14 protein-coding genes are annotated in these 17068 nt (G+C 62.9%); 5 read left to right on the top strand and 9 right to left on the bottom strand.

Going from position 1 to position 17068, the window contains the following annotated elements:
* Positions 1 to 8 precede the first annotated feature (8 nt).
* On the top strand, positions 9 to 1700 hold the full coding sequence (locus DWY95_RS01730) for an LCP family protein (protein WP_118551801.1): 1692 nt from the start codon (positions 9 to 11) through the stop codon (positions 1698 to 1700).
* A 67-nt stretch (positions 1701 to 1767) separates the two neighbouring features.
* On the opposite strand, the gene DWY95_RS17160 is transcribed toward DWY95_RS01730, so the two are convergent.
* On the bottom strand, positions 1768 to 2244 hold the full coding sequence (locus DWY95_RS17160) for a hypothetical protein (protein ID WP_187116950.1): 477 nt from the start codon (positions 2242 to 2244) through the stop codon (positions 1768 to 1770).
* A 152-nt stretch (positions 2245 to 2396) separates the two neighbouring features.
* Positions 2397 to 3575, bottom strand: a complete 1179-nt coding sequence (locus DWY95_RS01720) for a phosphopentomutase (RefSeq protein WP_118551799.1) — start codon at positions 3573 to 3575, stop codon at positions 2397 to 2399.
* Positions 3576 to 3897: 322 nt separating this feature from the next.
* Between DWY95_RS01720 and pyk the strand changes: the two genes are divergently transcribed.
* From pyk to DWY95_RS01700, 4 genes are all read left to right on the top strand, one after another.
* The gene (pyk, locus tag DWY95_RS01715) at positions 3898 to 5655 is read left to right on the top strand and encodes a pyruvate kinase (RefSeq protein ID WP_118551797.1); all 1758 of its coding nucleotides are present in this window, start codon (positions 3898 to 3900) and stop codon (positions 5653 to 5655) included.
* Positions 5656 to 5667: 12 nt separating this feature from the next.
* A complete protein-coding gene (locus DWY95_RS01710) occupies positions 5668 to 6120 on the top strand; it encodes an S-ribosylhomocysteine lyase (RefSeq protein ID WP_118551795.1) in 453 nt (150 codons plus the stop codon).
* Positions 6121 to 6296: 176 nt separating this feature from the next.
* Complete coding sequence (locus DWY95_RS01705) at positions 6297 to 7316, top strand: glycosyltransferase (RefSeq protein WP_118551793.1); 1020 nt, start codon at positions 6297 to 6299, stop codon at positions 7314 to 7316.
* Entirely contained in the window at positions 7317 to 8324 is a 1008-nt protein-coding gene (locus DWY95_RS01700; protein WP_118551791.1) for a glycosyltransferase, read from the top strand.
* Between the two features lie 312 nt (positions 8325 to 8636).
* On the opposite strand, the gene DWY95_RS01695 is transcribed toward DWY95_RS01700, so the two are convergent.
* From DWY95_RS01695 to dnaB, 7 genes are all read right to left on the bottom strand, one after another.
* Positions 8637 to 9482, bottom strand: coding sequence for an HAD family hydrolase (locus DWY95_RS01695; RefSeq protein ID WP_118551789.1), 846 nt, complete (start codon positions 9480 to 9482; stop codon positions 8637 to 8639).
* Positions 9479 to 10291, bottom strand: a complete 813-nt coding sequence (locus DWY95_RS01690) for a hypothetical protein (RefSeq protein ID WP_118551787.1) — start codon at positions 10289 to 10291, stop codon at positions 9479 to 9481. The genes DWY95_RS01695 and DWY95_RS01690 overlap by 4 nt, the downstream gene beginning before the upstream one ends.
* A gap of 60 nt (positions 10292 to 10351) precedes the next feature.
* Positions 10352 to 11476 (bottom strand): hypothetical protein, encoded by a 1125-nt coding sequence (locus tag DWY95_RS01685; protein ID WP_118551785.1) that lies wholly within the window; start codon positions 11474 to 11476, stop codon positions 10352 to 10354.
* 21 nt (positions 11477 to 11497) lie between these two features.
* The gene (ftsH, locus tag DWY95_RS01680) at positions 11498 to 13570 is read right to left on the bottom strand and encodes an ATP-dependent zinc metalloprotease FtsH (RefSeq protein WP_187116953.1); all 2073 of its coding nucleotides are present in this window, start codon (positions 13568 to 13570) and stop codon (positions 11498 to 11500) included.
* 91 nt (positions 13571 to 13661) lie between these two features.
* Complete coding sequence (gene hpt / locus DWY95_RS01675) at positions 13662 to 14210, bottom strand: hypoxanthine phosphoribosyltransferase (RefSeq protein WP_097792593.1); 549 nt, start codon at positions 14208 to 14210, stop codon at positions 13662 to 13664.
* Positions 14207 to 15661 carry a tRNA lysidine(34) synthetase TilS gene (gene tilS / locus DWY95_RS01670; RefSeq protein ID WP_118551781.1) on the bottom strand — a complete coding sequence of 485 codons (1455 nt, stop codon included), beginning with the start codon at positions 15659 to 15661 and terminating at the stop codon, positions 14207 to 14209. Before tilS ends, hpt begins: the two co-directional genes overlap by 4 nt.
* Positions 15661 to 17061 (bottom strand): replicative DNA helicase, encoded by a 1401-nt coding sequence (dnaB, locus tag DWY95_RS01665; RefSeq protein WP_097792595.1) that lies wholly within the window; start codon positions 17059 to 17061, stop codon positions 15661 to 15663. Before dnaB ends, tilS begins: the two co-directional genes overlap by 1 nt.
* Positions 17062 to 17068: the final 7 nt, after the last annotated feature.

Below are 17068 nucleotides of genomic sequence, written 5' to 3'. Positions count from 1 at the left end.
GAGTTTCCATGTTCGATGAAAAAGACACCACCCGGCACATCCACCGGGGCGCACGGAAGGACCCGGACCGCACCGTTGAGGTGGACAGCTCCGCATTTTTTGCGCCGGAGACTGCCCGGCCGGTGACGCCGCCGCCCTCCAAAAAGCCGCCCCGGCAGAACAGCTCCCCGGCCCGGCCGCCCCAAAAGCCTGGCAAAAAGAAAGGCTCCGGCTCGAAATTCGGGTCGTTCCTGCTGGTCTTGCAGGCCATTCTCAGCGTGGCAGCCTTCGTGCAGCTCTGCCGCACCCGGATGCTTCCCGCGCTCTACCTCGTCATCATTGCAGCGCTGCTGGCCCTGTTCTGGCTGCTGGTCAAGCGCTGCCAGGAGTACAGGACCCCCGGCAGAGTCTCCCGCGTCTTCTCGGTCTTCCTGTGCGCGGCGCTGGCCCTCGGCTGCGTCTGGGCGCAGCAGGGCCTTGCCGCGCTGGGCAACGTGACCTCCGGCCTGCTCACCGGTGCTGAGGCGAATAAGATCACCAAGGAGCCGTTCGTCATCTACCTCAGCGGCGTGGACAACCGCGGAGAGCTGACCGAAAAGGCCCGCAGCGATGTGAACATTCTGGCTGTGGTCAACCCCGCCACCAAGCGGGTGGCTCTCATCAATACCCCGCGCGACTACTACGTCGATCTGGCGGGTACCAGCAGTAAGGACAAGCTGACCCACGCCGGTCTGTACGGCGTGGAGACCAGCATGGCCACCCTGGGCAACCTCTACGGCGTGAATGTGGAGCACTACATCCGCATCAATTTTGCGGGCTTCATCAGCATCATCGACGCCGTGGGCGGTGTGGATGTCTACTCCGACCAGGCGTTCACCTCGGTGGGCAGCCCCGGTTACTATGACCCCACCACCTTTGCCGAGGGCTGGAACCATCTGGACGGCAAGAGCGCGCTGGCCTTTGCCCGCGAGCGCCACGCCTTCGCTTCCGGCGACATCCAGCGCGGCATCAACCAGATGAAGGTCATCGACGCCATGGTGAACAAGCTCAAGTCCCCCACCGTCCTGATGAGCTTTTCCAAGCTGATGGACGCCGTGTCGGACTGCTTCGTCACCAGCCTGTCGCAGGAGCAGATCTCCGCGCTGGTCCGGATGCAGCTGAGCGACCTCGCCAACTGGGATATCCAGAGCTACTCCGTCACCGGTTCCAGCGGCAAGAGCTCCCAGTGCTACTCCGCCAAGGGGCAGAGCCTCTACGTCATGAAACCGGATGAAAGCTCGGTGGCACAGGCCAAGGAGCTGATCGCCTCCGTGCTGGGTGGTGAGGGCACGGTCAGCGACACCCAGCAGACTCCGGAGAAGACCGAAGTCCACACGCCGACGGCAGACCCCAACGCCGCCGTTTCCGTGCCGGAGACCCCGGCGGACAGCGTCGTCCTGGATGAGCCTGCGGAGAGCGTCCCGGAAGAGACCCCTGCCAGCAGCGAGCAGCCCGCAGAGGCTCCGGCTGAGACCCCTGCCGAAACCCCGGCCGGCAGCGAACCGTCTGCCTCCACCGAAGTGCCCGCCGAGGAGCCTCCTGCCGAGAGCAGCAGCTCCTCCGAAGCACCGTCCATTTCCCTGCCCACACAGGAGCAGGTCGAGCAGGCCGCCTCCTCGCTCCATCAGGCGGCGTCCACCGTTCTGGATGCCCTGTTCGGTTCCAGCAGCTCCGCAGAATAAGACCCCGCTGCAAAAAAAGTCCCGACCAGACCGGTCGGGACTTTTTCTTGTTTCATGTTGGAGCGGATTATTCAGCGGACTCCAGCTCGAAGGTCTTGACGGAGGCGGTGCCGTTGCGGCCAGCCTTGTCGGCGCGCAGATACTGGCGGGTGGTCTCGCCGTTTGCGGTCACGTCTGCCACATACACGGTGTTCTCCTCAGCCTCGATGGGGAACTCCTCGACCATGCCCTTCATGGGCAGGGCGCTCAGGTCGTCGTATGCGCCGTTCAGCTTCCACAGCTTCATGGTGTCGCCGTTGGAGAGGGTGAACTCGCCGTAGCAGTCGGCATCGTAGGTCTTGCCGTTCACTTCGAGGGACTCGGTGCTGACCACGCTGGCGGCGGCAGCCTCGCTGGATGCGGCCTCCGAAGCAGCCACAGAAGAGGCAGCCTCGCTGGAAGCAGCAGAGGAAGCGGTGGAAGATGCGGTGCCGGAGCAGCCGGTCACAGCAAAAGCCAGAACAGCGGCGGCCACTGCCAGACCCATTGCACGATTCAGTTTCATTGTATGATCTCCTTTGTTTGAACCAATCCTTTTTCTGTCCGGAAGCAGGAGCGATTCTGCTCTTCCCTCACGAACAGGCACAGGGCCTAGTCTACCACAACCTCAACCATACTTCAAGCACCTTTGGCGCTTTTGTTTTCAACCTGTGACTTTTACTTCCGGATCTTCTCCCATACGCTCTGGCCATCCAGGGTCGAAGCGTCTACACCAAGGTACTCACAGACGGTGTGGGCGATGGTGCCGAAGCAGAGCTTCGTGCCCAGGTCCACGCCGGGCTTGACGCCCCTGCCGCAGATGAGGTACGGCACATACTCGCGGGTGTGGTCGGTGGTTTTGGTATAGGACGGGTCGCAGCCGTGGTCTGCCGTGATCATCAGCAGGTCACCCTCCCGCATACCGGGGATGAAGTCAGCCAGGAACGCATCGAACTCGGTGGCAGCAGCGGCATAGCCTGCCACGTCGCGGCGGTGGCCGTAGAGCATATCAAAATCGACGAGGTTCACAAAGGCCAGGCCCTCAAAATCGCGGGTCTGCAAGGCTTTGGTGAAGGCGATGCCGTTGGTGTTGCCGGTGGTCTTGATCTTCTCGGTCACGCCCTCGCCGTCAAAGATGTCGAAGATCTTGCCCACGGCGATGACGTCCTTGCCTGCGTCTTTCAGCAGGTCGAGCATGGTGGCGCGGGGCGGCTTCAGGCTCAGGTCGTGGCGGTTGGTGGTGCGGTAGAAGGTCTCCGCCGTGCTGCCCAGGAAGGGGCGGGCGATGACGCGGCCCACGCCGTATTCGCCGTTCAGCATCGCGCGGGCGATCTCGCAGTAACGGTACAGTTCGTGCACCGGCACCAGCTCCTCGTGCGCGGCCACCTGAAAGACGCTGTCGGCGCTGGTGTAAACGATGAGGGCATCCTCCCGCATGGCCTGCTCGCCGTAATCCCGGAGCACCTGTGTGCCGGAATAGGGCTTGTTGCAGAGCACCTTGTGGCCGGTCTTTTCCTCGAACTCGTGGATGAGGCTGTCCGGGAAGCCGTCCGGGAAGGTGGGCAGCGGTTTCGGGCTGACCACACCGGCGATCTCCCAATGGCCGATGGTAGTATCCTTGCCCTTGCTCTGCTCCTGCAGGCGGGCAAAGGCCCCCGCCGGGGCAGCGGTCTTTTCCCCTGCCGTCACGCCGTCGATGTTGAACAGGCCGAGCTTCTGCAGATTGGGGCAGTGAAAGTTCGGGTGCTTTGCAATGGCACCGAGGGTATTGGTGCCCGCGTCGCCAAAGGCGGCTGCATCCGGCTCTGCGCCGATGCCAAAGCTGTCCAGAACGATCAGAAACACACGTTTTTCCATAGTTTTGTTCTCCATTTCGTTTCCAGAGCGTCCCACCCGAAAGTGAGACTTTTTCTGGTTCCATTATAAGCAGTTCCGCTCCCGGATGCAAGGGCTTTCCGGATGCAGGCATTCCTTACGAAATTTTAACCAATTCTTTGCTAACTCCCTCTTGCCCTATTGTATCCAAGCGTTTATAATATAGTATGGTATGGTTTTGAGAATAACCATATTGGCGTCTTTCGCCGCGGCAGGCCCCGAATGCCGGAGCCTGCCAAATGCAGCCGATCGGGCTGTTGCGTTAAGATAGAGAGTAGAATAGAGAAAGATCGAGGTAATCAACATGAGAAAAACGAAGATCATCTGCACCCTGGGCCCTTCCACCGACAAAGGGGATGTCCTGCGCGAGCTGATCGCCAACGGCATGAACGTGGCCCGCTTTAACTTTTCCCACGGCTCCTATGAGGAGCACGGCGGCCGCCTGGCCAATCTGAAGGCACTGCGCGAGGAGCTGGGCAAGCCCGTTGCCGCTCTGCTGGACACCAAGGGCCCTGAGATCCGCCTGAAGGAGTTCAAGAACGGCGTCGAGATGCTGGAAGCCGGCCAGACCTTCACCCTGACCACCCGCGAGGTAGAGGGCACCAAGGAGATCTGCTCCGTCACCTACAAGGACCTGCCCCACGATGTGCACGAGGGCGGCACCATCATGCTGGACGACGGCCTCATCATGCTGCGCATCGAGAAGGTCACCGACACCGACATCACCTGCACCGTGCTGAACAGCGGCAAGATCAAGACCAAGAAGGGTGTCAACGTGCCCGGCGTCCATCTGTCCATGCCGTACCTGAGCCAGAAGGACCGCGAGGACATCATCTTCGGCATCCAGAACGGCTTCGACTTCATCGCAGCCTCCTTCGTGCGCACCGCACAGGACGTCTACGACATCCGCAACCTGCTGAACGAGTATGACTCCAACATCCGCATCATCGCCAAGATCGAGAACCGTGAGGGCGTCAACAACATCGACAGCATCCTGTCCGCTGCCGACGCCGTCATGGTCGCCCGCGGCGACCTGGGCGTCGAGATCGACTTCACCGAGCTGCCCGGCATCCAGAAGAACGTCATCGACCGCTCCTTCTCCTTCGGCAAGCCCATCGTCACCGCCACCCAGATGCTGGACAGCATGATGGTCAACCCCCGCCCCACCCGCGCCGAGATCTCCGACGTGGCAAACGCCATCTATGACGGCACCTCTGCCATCATGCTCTCCGGCGAGACCGCTGCGGGCGCTTACCCCGTCGAGGCCCTGAAGACCATGTCCGCCATCGCCGAGCGTACCGAGAACGAGCCCCACTACCGCGACGAGCGCTTCAAGGATGCCGCCCACGGCCAGATCAGCGTCAGCGATGCCACCGCACACGCTGCCTGCCTGACCGCACGGGACGTCAACGCTGCCGCCATCGTCACCGTGTCCGAGTCCGGCAACACCGCCCGCCTGCTGAGCAAGTACCGCCCCACCCAGCCCATCATCGCCTGCGTCATGAACGAGCAGGTCCAGCGTCAGCTCTCCCTGAGCTGGGGCATCACCTCCCTGCTGATGGGCCCCGCCAAGAGCACCGACGAGCTGATCGAGATGTCCACCGCGCTGGCCCAGAAGAACGGCTACCTGCACAACGGTGAGCTGGCCGTCGTCACCGCCGGTGTCCCCGTGGGCGTTTCCGGCACCACCAACATGATCAAGATCCACATGGTCGGCAACTGCCTGTCCACCGGTGTGGGCGTCGGCCGCGAGAACGCCGACCTGACCAGCGCTTCCGGCAAGGCCTGCGTCTGCCGCACGCTGGACGAGGTCCGCGCCAAGTTCAAGCCTGGCATGGTGCTGGTCGTGCCCTCCACCACCAACGAGATGCTGGAGTATGTCCGCGATGCTGCCGCTCTGGTGGTCGAGGAGGCTGGCCTGAACAGCCACGCCGCCATTGCCGGCAAGGCCCTGCTCAAGCCCACCATCGTGGGTGCCCTGGGTGCCTGCAGCCACATCCGCGACGGTCTGGACATCGCTGTGGACTGCGCCCACGGCAGCGTCCAGCGCCTGCAGGCCTGAGAGGTGCACGGGATGGAACGGATCGCGAGTTTCTGCGTGGACCACACCAAACTGGACCGCGGCATGTACCTGAGCCGTCAGGACGGCGATGTGCTCACCTGGGACATCCGGATGAAGAAGCCAAACCACGGCGACTATCTCTCCACCGGGGCCGCCCACACACTGGAGCACCTGTTCGCCACCTATGCGCGGAACAGCGCTTTCCGGGACGGCGTCATCTACGTCGGCCCCATGGGCTGCCGCACCGGCTTCTATCTGCTCACGCGCGGCCTTACCCCTGCCGAAGCGCTGAAGCTGACGGTGGAGTCCTTCCGCTTCATGGCGGCCTTTGAGGGCGCTGTCCCCGGTGCCAGCGAAGTGGAATGCGGCAACTACCGCGACATGGACCTGCCCGCCGCCAGAGCCGAGGCAGCCGCCATGCTCCCTGTTCTGGAAGCGCTGACCGCTGACCAGCTGCACTACTAACTCCCATCAAACCAACGACCGGGAAGTCTCTCACCCAAGAGGCTTCCCGGTTTTTTGATAAAAAGATGGATTTTTATGTGCAAATCCTTTATAATGATTTTAGTCTAATTCCCTCTTTTCACGGAGATCCCGATCCTGCGAGGGGCTGACAAGATCACATTGCGGAGGTTCAGGATATGGCAGAATACATTTTGCTGATCGACAGTAACTATGAGGAGGCCGAGGGCTTTGTGCGCGGGCTGGAAGAAGCGACCGCTTCCCCCTGGGAAGTCGAGCTTTATCCCAACAACACAACCTACGGTCTGCGCCGCTACCTCAAGTTTTTCACGGTGGCGCTCCATGTGGTCACCCACCCGGCCCGGTATTCCGGCAAGACCCTGCTCTGCTGGCAGCAATTCTACGGCATCGCCATCGCGTTTTTCTGCCGATTGTTCCACCTCAAAAAGCGGTTCCGGCTCGTCATCATGACCTTTATCTACAAGCCGCGGTCCGGCTTTGCCGGGAGGCTGTTCGAGCGCTTTGTGCGGTACGCCGTCACTTCCGACGCAGTGGACCGCATCCTGCTGACCACCCGCGCCGAGGCCCCGCGCTACGCCGAGACCTTCGGTCTGCCCCTTTCCCGATTCGGTTTTGCCCACTGCGGCTCGATCCCGCACGACCCCGCCGCCTACGACGACCCGGCACTGAAAGCGCAGGGCTACTATTTTGCCACCGGCCGCAGCAACCGCGACTATGACTTCCTCATCCGGGCGTTCCGGGGCCGCCCGGAAACGCTCTGCATCGCCTGCGATGTCCTCGCCCCCTGCCCGGAACCCAACATCCAGGTCGAACAGAACCTGTTCGGCGAGGCCATGCTGCGCCGGATGCGGAACGCCAGAGCCGTTCTCTTCGCCTTTGAAAACGACCAGATCGCCTCCGGGCAGCTGACCTTCCTCACGGCCATGGATCTCGGTGTACCCGTCATCGTGACCCAGACACAGGGCCTGACAGACGACTATCTCACCGATGGCGTCACCGGCCTTGTGGTGCCCAAGGAGGAAGCGGCTCTGCACGAGGCGATGGACCGGCTGGCCGCAGACCCTGCCTTTGCCGCCCGGCTCAGCGCCAACGCAGAGCAGGCGTTCCGCACCCGGTTCACCTATTACCATGCCGGCAAAGAAGTCGGCGCACAAGTTTCCGAAAGCGAGGTGGTCTGAATGCCCTGCATCAGCGTGATCGTCCCGACCTACAACGTTCTGCCCTATCTGGACCGCAGCATGACGTCCCTGCTGGGGCAGACCCACCGGGACCTTGATATCCTTCTCATCGACGATGGCGCCACCGACGGCTGCGCCGCCCGCTGCGACGCCTATGCCCGGCAGGACCCGCGCGTCCGGGTCGTCCACCAGCCCAACGGCGGCCTCAGTGCAGCCCGCAACACCGGGCTGGACCATGCAGTCGGCGATTTTGTCGCCTTCCTTGACCCGGATGACTACGCCGACCCCCACATGCTGGAACGGCTTCTGACCACGCTCACCCAGGCACAGGCCGACACCTGCTTCTGCCGCTATTATGATGTCTCCGCCGACGGCAGCGTCCGCCTTGCCCCGGAGGACTATGCGCGTTCCCTCTACACCGGTGCTGAGATCGACCAGCTTCTTCTCGGCATGGTCGGCTCCCGGCCGCACCATCCCTACGACGTGGAGATCGGAATGTCGGTCTGGAAGGGGCTCTACTCCCTGCCCATCCTCCGGGCGCACCACATCCGGTTCCTCTCCGAGCGGGAGTACCTGTCCGAAGATCTGCTGTTCCATCTGGACTATCTTGCCCACGCCGGGGCAGTCGCCATCGTACCGGAGCCTCTCTATTATTACTGCCAGAACCCTGCCTCCCTCACCGGTGTATACCGGGCCGACCGCTTTGCGCGGGAAAAGCGGTTCTACGAGAAGGTCTCGGCAGAGCTTGCCCTGCGCTTCCCGCCCGAAGTCTACCGTCCGCGGCTCGACAAGGCCTTTTTAGGCCGGGTCCGCCGCTGCATCGCGCAGGAGGCCGCACACAACAAAAACAGCCTGCGGAACATCGCGGCCATCTGCCGGGATCCTCTTGTGCAGGCTGTTCTCCGGGAGCTGGATGAGAGCCAGCTCCCCCGGCTCAAGCGGGTGCTCCACTGGGCTATCCAGCACCATTGTGCGCTCTTTTTGTATGAGGCATTCCGGCTCAGATAAGCCCCAGCGCCGCAAACTCCCGCGCAATGCCGTCGTCGGTGACGGCGGGGCAGAGATGTAGCGCAACGACCGGGAAGTCTCTCATCCAAGAGACTTCCCGGTCGTTTTTCTTTTTGATCTTCTAATTTTTTCTCCGGAACTGTTCGGTGAGTACCCTTGCGCCTTGGATCAACGCTTCTCGTTCGGTGTCCCAATGCTTCAGGACCTGTTCCGAAGCGTCAAAAGAGACGCTTCGTAGTAATTTTCCGTGTGGCCGCACCGAACATTTTCCCACGCCCACATGCTGTCCGGTTCAAATTCATTGGTTTGTCCTCAGATCAGCCCCAGCGCCGCAAATTCCCGCGCAATGCCGTCGTCGGTGACGGCGGGGCAGATGCGGTCACAGCGTTTTTTCAGGTTATCTGAGCCGTTGGCCATGCAGACGCTGATGCCGACAACGTCCGTCATCTGCAAGTCGTTGTCGCTGTCGCCAAAGCCGATGGTATCGGCCAGCGAGCAGCCCAGGTGATTGCAAATGGCCCGGATGCCGCTGCCCTTGTTGAATTTGCGGTTGATGAGCTCTCCGTTCACGATGCCGCCGCCCTCGTCGCCAAGGCGGGATTCGCAGAAGACGAACTGGTCTTCGTACTGCCGCTTTACCTCCGTCAGGCAGGCTTCGTTGGGCGCAATGAAAACGATCTTGTAGACCGGCTCGCCGTGGTATTCCTCGATGGGGCGGATGGTCATCCCGAACTCCATCATCTTCCGCCAGCGCTCGGCCTCGCTGTTGGTCTGGCCCGGCTTTTTGGGGAAGAGGTTGGCGAACCGCTCGATCATTTTGATGCCGCCATAAGTATCGTCCCGCACTTCCAGTGTACACTCGGCCCCGCATGCTTGCAGCGCCGCCCGCAGACCGCGCACCTGCTCCGGCTCCATGGGGAGATCCACCAGGACCTTTCCCTCACAGCCCACATAGCCGCCTGCCGAGCAGACGAAGCCGTCGAACCCGTAGTGGAAGAGCGGTTCGGTCATCCGGAGGTTCCGCCCGGTGCAGAGAAAGAGCTTGTGCCCGTTGGCGCGGGCGCGGCGGAGAGCCTCCACCGCGCTATCCGGCACGGTCATCTCACCCGGCGGCAGCAGGGTGCCGTCGATATCCAGAAAAATCAGTTTTTGTTTCATTTTCCCATCCCCATCCAGCGGAAGAGCAGGCCCAGCACCAGCATAGCCAGCAGCAGGCCCAGCACCGCGTAATTCGTGCGGGGCGTCCGGCTGCGTCTGCCGTTCCCCTGTTTGCGATTCGTCGTGTTTTTGCGGGCCGTGCCGTTCCGGCTGCCCGAAGTGCGGCCCGCGCTGCCGGAACGCGGCCTGCGGCTGGCCGCAGCGCCCGAACCCGACCCGTTCCGCTGGCTGGCGTTCCGGGTTTTTCCGGTGCTGCGCGTCTCCTGCCCCTCCGGCTGCGATGCCCTGGCGACGGGCTTTCTTGCCCCGCAGCGGTCCAGAAATGCCTCCGCCTGCCGGTAATACTGCTCCAGCTCACTGGTGCGCAGGGCTGTGCCCGCATAGCCCTCTTCCAGCGCCTCCACGGCTTCGTTGAAGAGAATGGCCGCCTGGGTCCCGGCGGTGCGGTCCGATGCGTGTGCGGCCTCGTTGCGGGCCGTGCGCACCGCGTTGCAGGCGCGGCGGGCAGCACCGGGGTGTTCGGTATTGCCCAGCAGGTCCAGCGGATGGGCGGCGTCCTTTTCGGGGTCCAGCAGCACCCGCATACACAGGGTGGTGTCCAGCTGGCTCCAGCTCGTCCTGCCCGAAAGGTCGGGCATCCGCTCGTAATACTCCGGGCTCTCCTGCTGGCGCTGGGCGATGTGTTCCAGCAGGGCGTTCAGGCTGTGGGCACCGGGCTTTCGCTCCCAGTGCCAGCGCAGCAGCTTGCGGCTGATCTCGTCGCAGGCTGTTTTGATCTCAAATGCCACTTGCAGTGTTTCGTCTGGCATAGTATCCTCCCTTGAGAAAACCAAAAACGGAGGAAGCGTTGGGCCTCCTCCGTTCGTTTTTTACATCATGAACTGATAGTACACAAAGCCCCACAGCGCGATGCCGGCGCAGATGATGGCCGTGAGCGGCGGCACCCAGCGGATGAGCGTTTCGGCCACGCCGTCGTGGGCTTCGGTCTGCTCTTCCTCTTCGGCGTCCTCCGGTTCGGCCGGGCGAACGGTCTCCCGCCCTCTGGCCGGGATGACGCGGGTCCCCTCGTCGTCCGCATGGGCCGGGCTGGTTTTGCCGGGAAATGCCGCACGGGTGGAAGCATCCAGCACACGGGTGCTCTCTGCATCCGGCGCGGTCTCCAGCGGCGGCGCAAAGGAAGCAGGCCTGTCCACTTCCTCAGCCGAAGGCCGCAGGGTCGTGCGCGGCGGCATCACGCGGGTGGCCTCCGCATCCGGTTCTGTCCGGGGCGGCACACTGCCCACGATGCGGGTCGGCTCTTCCGGCGGGACCGGGGCAGCGCCCACAACGCGGGTGCGCTCGTCCGGCTCCGTCTGCACAGGCCGCACCGGCTCGGCGGCGGGCACAGGCTCCTTCTTTTCCGGCTGCAACAGGGTGTTCAATGCGTTTTGCAGCAGGATGCGGTCGCAGCCGCACTCGGTGCAGTAAACGGTGTCTTCTTCCTTCGGGTGGAAGGAACCGCAGGCGCAGTACCAGCCGTTTTCGAAGACCTGGGGCATATACTTGAGGCCCTGACGGTTCATCCGGGCTTCCAGCGCCTTTTGCAGCTCCGGGCTCAGGCGGCGCGGGGCGGGCAGGCGGACGCGCTTGATGGCGTCCAGATGCACGACCTTTTTGCCGCTGTAAACATTTCGGAGAGACACATCCACGCTGGTGATGGCCTTCTGGGTCACGAACACTGCATCGTCCATGCCGAAGCTCTCGCCGGGCTTGACCTCGATGTCGCGGTACTCGAACTGGTCCTCACAGAGGATGACGCCATCCACGCCCTTGCACTTGAAATGGATCTCCAGTGCGGTCAGGGTCACGCGGGAAATGTTCTTAAAGGTCAGGCAGACCGCATGGTCGCCGCTGGCCTCGCCCTTGAGCAGCTCCACGCAGACGAACTGCACCGGGCTGCCGGGAGTGTAGTAATTCGCTCTTGTCCGTGCGACCGGATCAAAATTTTCCTCCACAACACTCGCTCCCTTCGTGGTTTATTCTTCGCTCGTCGGAGCATCCTGCTCCGGGATGAATGCTTCGCCGAGCTGGGCATTCTCGGCCTGCTCGGCAGGTTCTGCCGGTTCGGCCGGCTCAGCAGGCTCCACCGGGGCCGTCTCCACGGGAGCCGCTGCCTCCGCCTTGGGTTCGTCCCCGTCACGCGGGGACAGCTTGCCGCCCGCCATCACGGTATTGAACTCCTGCTCGTTGAGCTTTTCACGCTCCATCAGAGCCTGTGCCAGTGCATGCAGCTGGTCGATGTGCTCGGTCAGGGTGCGGCGGCAGGTCTCGTAGGCCTCGTCGATGATATCGCGCATCTCGCTGTCGATCTCGGCGGCGGTCGTCTCGCTGTAGCCCTTGCCCTGGCCAAAGTCGCGGCCCAGGAAGGTCTCCTCCTGCGAGGTGCCGTAGACCACCGGGCCAAGCCGCTCGGAGAAGCCGTACTTGGTGATCATCTGGCGGGCGATATTGGTGGCCTGCTGCAGGTCGTTGGAGGCACCGGTGGAGATGTCCTCCAAAATCAGCTGCTCGGCCACGCGGCCGCCCAGGCTGGACACGATGTCCTCGAACATCTCGCCCTTGGTCACGTAGCTGCGGTCCTTTTCGGGCAGATACATGGTGTAGCCGCCTGCCTGACCGCGCGGGATGATGGTGATCTCATGCACACGGGGGTGGTGCTTGCAGTAGAAGCCCGCCACCGCGTGGCCTGCCTCGTGGTAGGCCGTGAGCTTTTTCTCTTCGGGGGTCACGACGCGGCTCTTCTTTTCAGGGCCTGCCATGACCTTCATGGATGCCTCCTCGATGTCCTCCATCGTGATGGCCTTGCGGCTGCGGCGGGCTGCCAGCAGCGCGGCCTCGTTGACGAGGTTTTCGAGGTCTGCACCGGCAAAACCGGCGGTGCGCTGGGCAATGACCTTCAGCGACACATCCGGGGCCAGAGGCTTGTTCTTGGTGTGGACCTTCAGGATCTCTTCACGGCCCTTGACGTCCGGCAGGCCGACATAGACCTGACGGTCGAAGCGGCCGGGGCGGAGCAGCGCCTTATCGAGGATGTCGGCACGGTTGGTAGCCGCCATGACGATGACGCCGTCGTTGGCCTCAAAACCGTCCATCTCGACCAGCAGCTGGTTCAGGGTCTGCTCACGTTCATCGTGGCCGCCGCCCAGGCCGGCGCCGCGCTGGCGGCCGACCGCGTCGATCTCGTCGATGAAGATGATGCAGGGCATGGTCTTCTTGGCCTTGTCGAACAGGTCGCGTACGCGGGAAGCGCCGACGCCGACGTACATCTCCACGAAATCCGAGCCGGAGATGGAGTAGAACGGCACACCGGCCTCACCGGCGCAGGCGCGGGCCAGCAGGGTCTTGCCGGTACCCGGAGGGCCCACGAGCAGGACGCCGTGGGGGATGCGGGCACCGAGGGAGTTGAACTTGTCCGGGCTCTTGAGGAACTCGACGACTTCCTTCAGCTCTTCCTTCTCCTCGTCCTCACCGGCCACATCGGCGAAGGTCGCGGTCTTCTTGTTCTCATGCTCATCCTTGACCTTGGCTTTGCCGACGTTCATGATGCCGCCGCCACCGGCACCGCCCCGCATCATGGAGAAGAGCAGGAAGCCGGTGCAGCCCAGCATCCCCAGATAGAACAGGATCTCCATCCAGGGGATGGTCTCCTTGAGTGTGGTGTAGTCGTAGGTCATCGGTGCGTCGGGGTTCGCCGCATCGTAGGAAGCGATATATTTGTCCACATTCTCAATGAAAACGTAGGCATAGGGCAGCTTGTAACGGACGGTCACAGTGCCGTCGTCGTTCTTCACCGCGCCGACGGACGCCGCCGAGGAGGTGGAGAACATCCCGCTGAGCAGGCCGCCGGTGGCCTGCGTGGTGCCGGCTGCGGACGAGGTGTCCGGCAGGGCCAGGTCGCCCTCCTTCAGCGTCAGGGTGATGATGCTGGTGTTCCGGTCCAGCGTGAAGTCCGTGACCTGATTGTGCTCAAAGTAATGCACCACGGTGGAGTAGCTCATGGTCGAGCCGCTCGTGCTGCTGCCGCTGGTGCCCAGCACCGACCAGATCATCAGCACAGCCGCCAGAGCCAGCGCCAGGATCAGGGGGTTAAAGCGAGGTCGTTTCGGTTGCAAAAGGGATCAACTCCAGTTCTATTCTTACTTATTTTTCGTAGACAGCGGGCTTGAGCACGCCGACATAGGGCAGATTGCGGTATTTCTCATCGTAGTCCAGGCCATAGCCCACCACGAACTCGTCCGGCACCTGATAGCCCTCGTAGTCGGGCTGGATGTCGGCCTTGCGGCGGCTGGGCTTGTCGAGGATGGTGCAGATCTTCACGGAGTTCGGGTTGCGCATCTTGAGCATCGGCACCAGGTTGGACAGGGTGACGCCGGTGTCGAGGATATCCTCCACGATCAGCACATCCTTGCCGGAGAGGTCGCCGTCCAGATCCTTGATGATCTTGACCAGGCCGCTGGAGGTGGTGTTGCTGCCGCCGTAGCTGGACACCACCATGAAGTCGATGCTGCACGGGATGCTCACCGCCCGCATCAGGTCGGCCATGAAGACCACCGAGCCCTTCAGGATGGAGACAAGGACGAGGTTTTTGCCCTCGTAGTCTTTGCTGATCTGGGCGCCCAATTCCGCGACCTTGGCCTTCAGCTGTTCTTCGCTGACCAGAACTTTCTCGATATCGTCGTGCATACTCATTGTTGTTCCTCCATTTTTTGCGCTTCCATCTGCAAGACGTTTTCACTGTCCGCCGTGGGAGCCAGCCCGTCGGCAAAGCCTGCACCGCAGACCCACACGACCTCGCTCCCCGCCGCAAGCAGCGGCAGACGGTCTCGTTCTTCGGGCGGGATGCCCGCTTCGTTCATCCATTTGCGCAGCTCTTTGCGGATGCCGCGTCCCGCCGGGCGGAACGTATCCCCCGGCTGGCGGCAGCGCAGCGTGAGCGCAGAATATAGCATTATTATTCTAGCATAATCTGCCTGATTTTTTAAGTCTTTTTTATGAACACCCTGTGTTTTTTCTTGAAAACCGCCCGGAATCTGCCGGGCTGCGAGCATCCAGCCCCCCGGAAGGGCGATCTCCAGCGGTCCTACCGGGTCAAACGGCAGCGGGAGCACCGCAGCCGCCGGGTCGTCCGGGGCTGCCGCGGCGGGCATTTTCTCCATCCAGAGCACCCCGCCGCCCGCGCAGAAGCGGACGCTTCCGGTCAGCTGGACGGCCCCGCTCCCCTGCTCCACCAGAGTGCTGAGCAGGCGGATGTATTTTTCCTCCGCATCCCGCACCGGGGCCACCAGACTGTGCAGAGCAGCTTCCAGGATCAGCGGGTCGGCCTCCTGCAGCCCTTCCAGCCCCCAGACGGGCCGGCCGCTCTGCAGCGCATACCGTGCCCCCGCCGGGAGGGCGGGCGGCAGCAGGACTTCCGCGTCTTCCAGCAGCTCTTCCGCCCGCTGTGCAAAGTAGGCATCCGCGCGGGCGGCCTTTTCGCAGAAGCGGGCGAAATTTTCCTCCGCTGCCTCGTTCACCGAGCGCAGGGCCGGGAGCGCCGCGTGGCGCAGCCGGTTGCGGGCGTAGGCATCGGAGGCGTTCGTCTCGTCCGTCACCCAGCGTTGGCCGCATGCCGTGCAGACCTGCTCGGTCTCCGCGCGGGTCAGGCAGAGCAGCGGGCGGCAGAAGCCGGGGCGGCTGGGCCGGATGCCCGCTGCGCCGTGGAGACCGGCCCCCCGCGCCAGCCGGAACAGCAGCGTCTCGGTCTGGTCAGTAGCAGTATGGGCGGTAGCGACCGCATCTATCCCACCGGCCCGCAGAGCATCGAAGCAGGCATAGCGGAGCTTCCGCGCCCAGTCCTCCCCTGGATGCGCCGGAACAGCAGCGCCCACGTCAGCCGGATGGAACACGCGCAGCGGCACGTTCAGCCGGGCGCATTCGGCGCGGACAAAGGCTTCGTCCCGGTCGGCGGGCTCTCCCCGCAGGCCGTGGTTCACATGGCAGGCCGTCAGCTCGTAGCCGAACACCGGCTGGAACAGCAACAGCAGCCGGAGCAGCGCCATGCTGTCGGCCCCGCCCGAAACGGCGGCGCACAGCCGCTGCCCCGGCGCGAACAGCTCGTTTTCCTGCGCGAAGGCGCGCACTTTTTCCACGATCTCGTTCATCAGCGTTTGAAATCCACATCCATAAAGCGGGTATGCGCGCCATCCCAGCCCAGCGGCACTGTGCTGGTCTCGCCGTGGCGGTTCTTGGCCACGATGCACTCGGCGGTGTCGGCGTCCACCTCGCCGCCGTCGGGATTCTGGCTGGCGTAATAGGAATCGCGGTAGAGGAACAGGACGCAGTCGGCATCCTGCTCGATGGAACCGGAGTCACGCAGGTCAGACAGCTGCGGCCGGTGGCTGGAATTGTTGCCCTGCTTTTCCACCGCACGGGACAGCTGCGACAGCGCGATGATGGGCACATTCATCTCTTTGGCCATGATCTTGAGGTTCCGGGTGATGGAACTGATCTCCTGCACACGGTTCTCGGTGCGCTGGCCGGTGGTCATCAGCTGCAGATAGTCGATGACGATGAGCCCAACGTTCGGGCGGGTGGGGTCCTGATTGACCCGGCGGATCTTCGCCTTCATCTCGGTGATGGTGATGCCGGACGTGTCGTCCATATAGATGGGCGCATCGTGGAGCTTCTCGGTCGCCATGGCCAGATACTCCCAGTCCTCGGCACGAAGGGCACCGGTGCGGAACGCCTGACTGTCGATGCCAGCTTCCGCCGAGAGGATGCGGTTGGTCAGCTGTTCCTTGGTCATTTCGAGGCTGAAGATGGCCACCGGTACCTTCTGCTGCATGGCCACGCGGGTGGCGATGTTCAGCGCAAAGCTGGTCTTGCCCATACCGGGGCGGGCAGCCAGGATGACGAGGTCGCCGCGGCCCAGACCGGTCAGGACGGTATCCAGCAGGCGGAACCCTGTGGGGATGCCCTTGTATTTGTCGGCATCGGGGCCGCTGATCTTCTGCAGGTTGGTCAGCGTTTCCACCATGCTGGAAGAAAGGGGCGTCAGTGCGCTGGAGTCCCGCCCGGAGCGGATCTCGTAGATGCGCTGTTCGGCGTTTTCCAGCAGCAGGTCCGCGTCCGGCTCATCGCCCGCATCCTGCAAGATATCCTTCGCCACCCCCATCAGCTGGCGGACCAGATACTTTTCCTGCACGATCTGGGCATAGGCCTTGACGTTTGAGATGCTGGGCACCGTCTCGGCCAGACCGGTCAGGTAGACTTTCGCCTCGTCCGCGCTGGGGAAGACGCCGTCCGAGATGACTGCGTCCAGCAGGGTGACGAAGTCGATGGTCTGGTCGCTCGTGAAGAGCCGCAGCATCTCGGAATAGATCTGTGCATTCTGGCGGGTGTAGAACATCTCCGGCCGGATGATCTCGACCAGGTCGGTCAGGGTATCCGGCTTGAGCAGCACCGCGCCCAGCACACTCTGTTCGGCCTGCATGTTGTAGGGCAGGTTGATGCCCACGCTCTCCAGATTCAGTTCATTGGTATAATGTCGTTCGTTCGGCATGGTATCG

The sequence above is a fragment of the Faecalibacterium sp. AF28-13AC genome (genome assembly GCF_003478405.1).
In the GTDB taxonomy this organism is placed as follows: Bacteria; Bacillota; Clostridia; order Oscillospirales; family Ruminococcaceae; genus Faecalibacterium; species Faecalibacterium prausnitzii_E.
This window is presented reverse-complemented; position numbering and strand designations above follow the sequence as displayed.